The sequence below is a fragment of the Micromonospora deserti genome, assembly GCF_003236335.1.
GTDB classification, from domain to species: Bacteria; Actinomycetota; Actinomycetes; order Mycobacteriales; family Micromonosporaceae; genus Micromonospora; species Micromonospora deserti.
Genome location: NZ_POUB01000320.1, coordinates 1 through 6,027, shown reverse-complemented (window position 1 = coordinate 6,027; position 6,027 = coordinate 1). Strand labels below are relative to the sequence as shown.

The window sequence follows — 6,027 nt, the reverse complement described above, 5'->3', positions numbered from 1 at the left end:
AGGCGGGGGTGGTGGCCGGCCGGCCGCACCGGATTTCGGTGACCCGCTTCGCCGACCAGGCCGGCCCGGCCCCGGAGCCCGGGCCGGGCCGGGCTCCCGAGGGCCGGGCTCCCGAGGGCCGGGCTCCCGAGGGCCGGGCTCCCGAGGGCCGGGCTCCCGAGGGCCGGGCGGCCGTGGTGGTGGCCGCCGGCGCGGGCATCGCGGAACTCTTCGCCGGGGAGGGGGCGACCGTGGTGCCGGCCAACCCGTCCACCGGCGAGCTGCTGGACGCGGTCCGGGTCACCGGCGCCGCCCGGGTGGTGGTGCTGCCGAACGATCCGAACACCCAGGCCGTGGCGAGCGAGGCGGCCAAGGAGGCGCACCGGCTCGGTGTCAAGGTGAGCGTGGTGCCCACCCGATCCCCGGTGCAGGCGCTGGCCGCCCTCGCCGTCCGCGACCCGGGCCGGCGCTTCGAGGACGACGTGATCGCGATGGCCGAGGCGGCCGGGGCCTGCCGCTACGCCGAGGTCTGCTACGCCAGCCGGGAGGCGCTGACCGTGGCCGGCCCGTGCCTGCCCGGCGACGTGCTGGCGCTGGTCGAGGGAGAGGTGCACCTGATCGGCAGGGATCTGGTCGACACCTGCGTCGCCGTGGTCGACCGGATGCTCGGCGGCGGCGGCGAGCTGGTCACCCTGCTCTCCGGGGCGGATGCCCCGGACGGGCTGGCCGACGCGGTACGCGAGCACGTCGGCCGGCGCTGGCCGTTCGTCGAGGTGCAGGCGTACCCGGGCGGGCAGCCGTACTATCCGCTCCTGGTGGGGGTCGAGTGACATGACGTCCGGCACGGCCACCGTGGACACCCCGCTGAAGAAGCTGGTCGGCGAGAAGACCGCGAAGGCCCTCGCCAGCCACCTCGACCTGCACACCGCCGGCGACCTGATCTACCACTTCCCGCGCCGCTACGACGAGCGCGGCGAGCACACCGACATCCGGTCGCTCGATGTCGGCGAGCAGGTCACCGTGCTGGCCCAGGTGCGGCGCACGGCGGTGCGCCCGATGCGCCAGCGCCGGGGCAACCTGTTGGAGGTCACCGTCGGCGACGACTCCGGCGGCACCCTGACCCTGACCTTCTTCGGCAACCAGACCTGGCGCGAGCGGGAGCTGCGCCCGGGCCGGTGGGGGCTGTTCGCCGGCAAGGTCACCGAGTTCCGCGGCAAGCGGCAGCTCAACGGCCCGGAGTACGTGCTGCTCGGCGAGGGCGGCGACGGCGAGGCGGCGGCGAACGAGGAGATCGAGGAGTTCGCCGGCGCGCTGATCCCGGTCTACCCGGCCGCCGCGGCCGTGCCGACCTGGGTGATCGCCCGGTGCGTGCGGGTGGTGTTGGACACCGTCACCCCGCCGGAGGATCCGTTGCCGGCCACCGTGCGCGCCGCCCGCAACCTGATCGGCCTCGGCACCGCGCTGCGCGAGATCCACCGGCCGTCCAGCAAGGAGGACCTCTACCGGGCCCGGCGCCGGCTGAAGTGGGACGAGGCGTTCGCCGTGCAGCTGACCCTGGTGCAGCGCAAGCACCGGGCGGCCGACTGGCCGGCCCGGCCCCGCCCGGCGGAGGCCGGCGGGCTGCTCGACGCCTTCGACGCCCGCCTGCCGTACGAGCTGACCCCCGGCCAGCGGGACGTCGGCGGCGAGATCGCCGCCGACCTGGCCACCCCGCACCCGATGCACCGGCTGTTGCAGGGCGAGGTCGGCTCCGGCAAGACGGTGGTCGCCCTGCGCGCGATGCTCCAGGTGGTCGACGCGGGTGGGCAGGCGGCCCTGCTCGCCCCGACCGAGGTGCTCGCCGCCCAGCACCACCGCGGCATGCTCGACCTGCTCGGCCCGCTGGGCCGGGCCGGGGAACTGGGCGCCGCCGAGCACGCCACCCGGGTGGAGCTGGTCACCGGCTCGCTCGGCGCGGCGGCGCGGCGACGCGCGCTGGCCGAGGTCGCCAGCGGCGCCGCCGGCATCGTGCTGGGCACCCACGCCCTGCTGTACGAGGGGGTCGACTTCGCCGACCTCGGCCTGGTCGTGGTCGACGAGCAGCACCGGTTCGGCGTCGAGCAGCGTGACGCGCTGCGCGCCAAGGCCGACCAGCCGCCGCACGTGCTGGTCATGACGGCCACCCCCATCCCGCGCACGGTGGCGATGACCGTCTACGGCGACCTGGAGGTCTCCACCCTGTCGCAGCTGCCGCGCGGCCGGTCCCCGATCGCCTCCCACGTGGTGCCGGCGGCGGAGAAGCCGGCCTTCCTGGACCGGGCCTGGCGCCGGCTGCGCGAGGAGGTCGCCGCCGGCCATCAGGCGTACGTGGTCTGCCCGCGCATCGGGGATTCGGGTTCCGGGGCCGGCGCGGCCACCGCGGAGGCGCCGGATGCCGAACCCGGCCCGGCCAGCGAGGAGGAGGCGCCTCGGGAGGACGACTCCGGTCGCCGGCCGCCCCTGGCGGTGACCGAGGTGGCCCCGCTGCTCGCCGACGGGCCGCTGCACGGGCTCCGGATCGGCGTGCTGCACGGCCGGCTGCCGGCGGACGAGAAGGACGCGGTGATGCGCTCCTTCGCCGCCGGTGACCTCGACGTGCTGGTGGCCACCACCGTGGTCGAGGTCGGCGTCGACGTGCCGAACGCGACCGTGATGATCGTGCTGGACGCCGACCGGTTCGGCGTCTCCCAGCTGCACCAGCTGCGCGGCCGGGTCGGCCGGGGCGCCGCCGCCGGGCTGTGCCTGCTGGTCACCGAGGCGACCGAGGGCACCCCGGCGCGCGAGCGGCTGGACGCGGTCGCCTCCACCACCGACGGGTTCAAGCTCGCCGAACTGGATCTGGAACAGCGCCGTGAGGGTGACGTGCTGGGCGCCACCCAGTCCGGGCGCCGCTCCCACCTGCGCCTGCTGTCGCTGCTGCGCGACGCGGATCTGATCCGCGACGCCCGGGCCGAGGCGATCGCCCTGGTCGAGGAGGATCCGGAGCTGTCCCGCCATCCGGCGTTGGCCGCCTCGGTGGCCGCCCTGGTCGACGAGGAACGCGCGGAGTACCTGGAGAAGGGCTGACCCCGGATCGGGTTGCCGGACGAGGCACGCCGACCCGGGGCCGGACGCGGAGGGCGCGCCGACCCGGGTGGGTCGACGCGCCCTCCGCGCTCAGGCCGGCTCAGCTCACGCGGTGAAGTGCACCCGACGCCGCCGGGCCACGACGAAGAGCACCGCGCCCAGGGCCAGCAGGGCCAGCGCGCCCGCGGCGATGCCGCCGGCCGCCGCGCCGGTCACCGGCAGGCCGGGCTCCTCGCCGCCACCACCGCCACCGCAGTCACCCTCGGGGGCGTACGCGACCTCCATCTCCAGCTCAAGACCGGGCAGCACGACGATGGCCGACTCCGCCTTGCCGGCGGCGAAGGTCACCGTCTCCGACGCGCCCGGCTCGACGGTACGGGTCTCGGTCTTCTCGCCGTAGGTGAACACCACCTTGGCGGGCTGGCCACCCTCCGGGTTCGTGGCGGTCAGCGAGAAGGTGTCGCAGTCCGCCTCGGTGGTCACCGTGGGCAGCGGGCAGTCCGCGGAGCGATCCCAGCCGTACGTGCCGTTCTCGATGACCTTGCCGTCGACCAGCACCTCGACCTTGCCGGCCTGCGCGGCGGGCACCTCGACGCCGTTGTCGGCCTTGCCCGGCTCGACGGTGACCTTCTTGGACCAGCCGTTCTCGCCCCGGACCTCGAACTCGACCGGGTACTTGGAGGTCTTGCCGTCGTTGCTCAGCGAGACGGTGACGGTGCCGTCGCAGTTGGACGCGAAGGTCGCGGCCGGCGTGGTGCAGCTCTTGTCGCCGCCGTTGTACCAGCCCCGTGGGCCGGTGGACCGGTTGCCGGGGGCGCCCTTCGAGCCGAGCTTCTTGTCGCCGTACCGCTTGCCGTCCTCGACCAGCGGGTCGATGACCTCGTCGACGCCGCCCCAGATCAGGTCGACCTGGGTGTGGCAGTCCGGGATCTCGACGTTGAGCTCGATCTCGGTCTGGGTGCCGCCGCCGATCCAGTCGCTGTCGGGGGTGCCGTAGACGTACTGCGGGGTGGCGAACTCCGGTCGCGGCGCGAAGTAGGACACCAGGGTGAACCACTGCTTGCTGTCGCCGCACAGCGGCAGGTCGCCGTCGAGCTTGACGGTCGCGGTGCCCTTCGGGCCGTCGAAGGTGTGGCTGTACTTCGCCTGGCTGGCGTCGACGCACTTCGGTGCGGGGGAGCAGGACTGGTCGGCGGACAGGTCGATGCTGCCGTTGTTGCTCGCCCGGGCGTTGTTCTTCTGCCAGACCGCGTCCACCGTGAGGGTGGCGCGGGCGGTGTCGCCGGGCACCCGCTGGGTCGCCTCGACGTAGTCGCCCTTCGGGATGACCACGGTGTCCAGCGGCTTGCTCTCGGCGCCCGCCACGGTCACGGTCACCGGGGTGGCCGGGTCGGCGGTGACCTTCGTGATGGTGGCGGTCTTGTTCCGCTCGCTGTTCTCCACCTTCCACGTGATGACGCGCTCGCCACTGAGCTGGTCGCAGGCGGCGGTGGCGGTGATCGTGGTGTGGTGTGCGCTGGCCGGGGCGGCCAGCGTGACGGCTCCGGTGAGGCCGAGTAGGGCGGCCCCCAGAACAGCCAGTGGTCGCCGCAGCGACAGCTTGGTACGGATCACGCGTACTCCCGGGGTGAGGAAGCGGTAGGGGTGTCGGTGCGGGGAGGACGGTGGGCGGGCGTGAACGGACGCCGCGCGGCCCGGTGCGGACGCCTCCCCGTGCCGTGGCCGGCGGTCCGTCGCCGGCACCGGGCAGACCCTAGCGAGATCGACGCGGGTGAGATAGCGCTCAGCAACGCTTAAGGATGTCGTTATGAATGTGAGATCATTGATATACGCGTGGTGATCGATCCGGCGCGACACGGGTACCCCCGGTGTCGGCCGGGGTGGTCCCCGGCTCGCGTAGCGTCGGGTCCATGAGCGGGAGAAGACGGTGACCCGGATCGTGGCCGGCACCCTCGGCGGGCGGCGGATCGCCGCGCCGCCCGGCGCCGGCACCCGGCCCACCTCCGATCGGGTCCGGGAGGCGCTGTTCAGCGCCGTGCAGGCCGAGGTTGACCTGGTGGGGTCACGCTTCGCCGACCTGTACGCCGGCTCCGGAGCCGTCGGTCTGGAGGCGCTGTCCCGGGGGGCCGCGCACGTGCTGCTGGTCGAGTCCGACCCGCGGGCGGCGCGGGTGATCCGGGAGAACGTGGCGACCCTGCGGGCCGCCCCCGCGGCCCGGTTGGTCACCGGCAAGGTCGCCACGGTGCTCGCGGCCGGTCCCGACGGCGACCCGTACGACGTGGTCTTCGCCGACCCGCCGTACGCGATGCCGGACCCGGAGGTCACCGCGATGCTCGCCGCGCTGGTCGGCGGCGGCTGGCTGGCCCCGGACGCCCTGGTGGTGGTGGAGCGGTCCAGCCGCAGCGGCCCGGTCCGGTGGGTGCAGGGCGTCACCGGTGAGCGCAGTCGCCGGTACGGCGAGACCACCCTTTGGTACGGTCGCCGATCATGAGACGTGCGGTGTGTCCCGGGTCGTTCGATCCGGTCACCAACGGACACCTCGACATCATCGGTCGGGCCAGTCGGCTCTTCGACGAGGTGATCGTCGGCGTGCTGGTGAACCAGGCGAAGAGCGGCCTGTTCACGGTCGAGGAGCGGATCGACATGCTCCGCGAGGTGACCGCCTCCTACGACAACGTCCGGGTCGAGTCGTTCCGCGGCCTGCTGGTCGACTTCTGCCGTGCGCAGCAGGCGAGCGTGCTGATCAAGGGTCTGCGCGCGGTCAGCGACTTCGACTACGAGTTGCAGATGGCCCAGATGAACATCGGCCTGGCCGGCGTCGAGACGCTCTTCATGCCGACCAACCCGCTCTACTCGTTTCTCTCCTCCAGCCTGGTCAAGGACGTGGCCAAGTGGGGTGGCGACATCTCCGCCCACGTCCCCGACGTGGTCGGGGAGGCCCTCCGGGCCCGCCTCACCCCCGAC

General features: G+C 73.8%; 4 protein-coding genes and 1 pseudogene. 4 read left to right on the top strand and 1 reads right to left on the bottom strand.

Annotated features, from left to right (window positions below; all coding sequences use genetic code 11):
* Both C1I99_RS28150 and recG read left to right on the top strand, forming a co-directional pair.
* On the top strand, positions 1 to 809 hold an 809-nt coding region (locus C1I99_RS28150; RefSeq protein ID WP_499877950.1), incomplete at its 5' end, for a DAK2 domain-containing protein.
* 1 nt (position 810) lies between these two features.
* Positions 811 to 3,063, top strand: a complete 2,253-nt coding sequence (gene recG / locus C1I99_RS28145) for an ATP-dependent DNA helicase RecG (RefSeq protein ID WP_111137232.1) — start codon at positions 811 to 813, stop codon at positions 3,061 to 3,063.
* A 105-nt stretch (positions 3,064 to 3,168) separates the two neighbouring features.
* Here the strand turns inward: recG and C1I99_RS28140 are convergent, their stop codons facing one another.
* Positions 3,169 to 4,677 carry a cell wall anchor protein gene (locus C1I99_RS28140; RefSeq protein ID WP_111137231.1) on the bottom strand — a complete coding sequence of 503 codons (1,509 nt, stop codon included), beginning with the start codon at positions 4,675 to 4,677 and terminating at the stop codon, positions 3,169 to 3,171.
* A 307-nt stretch (positions 4,678 to 4,984) separates the two neighbouring features.
* On the opposite strand from C1I99_RS28140, the pseudogene rsmD reads away from it, so the two are divergent.
* Both rsmD and coaD read left to right on the top strand, forming a co-directional pair.
* A pseudogene (gene rsmD, locus C1I99_RS28135) lies at positions 4,985 to 5,554 on the top strand (16S rRNA (guanine(966)-N(2))-methyltransferase RsmD); the annotation flags it as partial.
* Positions 5,551 to 6,027, top strand: a 477-nt coding sequence (gene coaD / locus C1I99_RS28130; RefSeq protein ID WP_111137233.1) for a pantetheine-phosphate adenylyltransferase, incomplete at its 3' end; no start/stop codon positions are given. The pseudogene rsmD and the gene coaD, both read left to right, overlap by 4 nt.

Bases quoted from the DNA above. Each gene is read 5' to 3' on its own strand.
- recG (WP_111137232.1), top strand. From the start codon at position 811: ATGACGTCCGGCACGGCCACCGTGGACACCCCGCTGAAGAAGCTGGTC.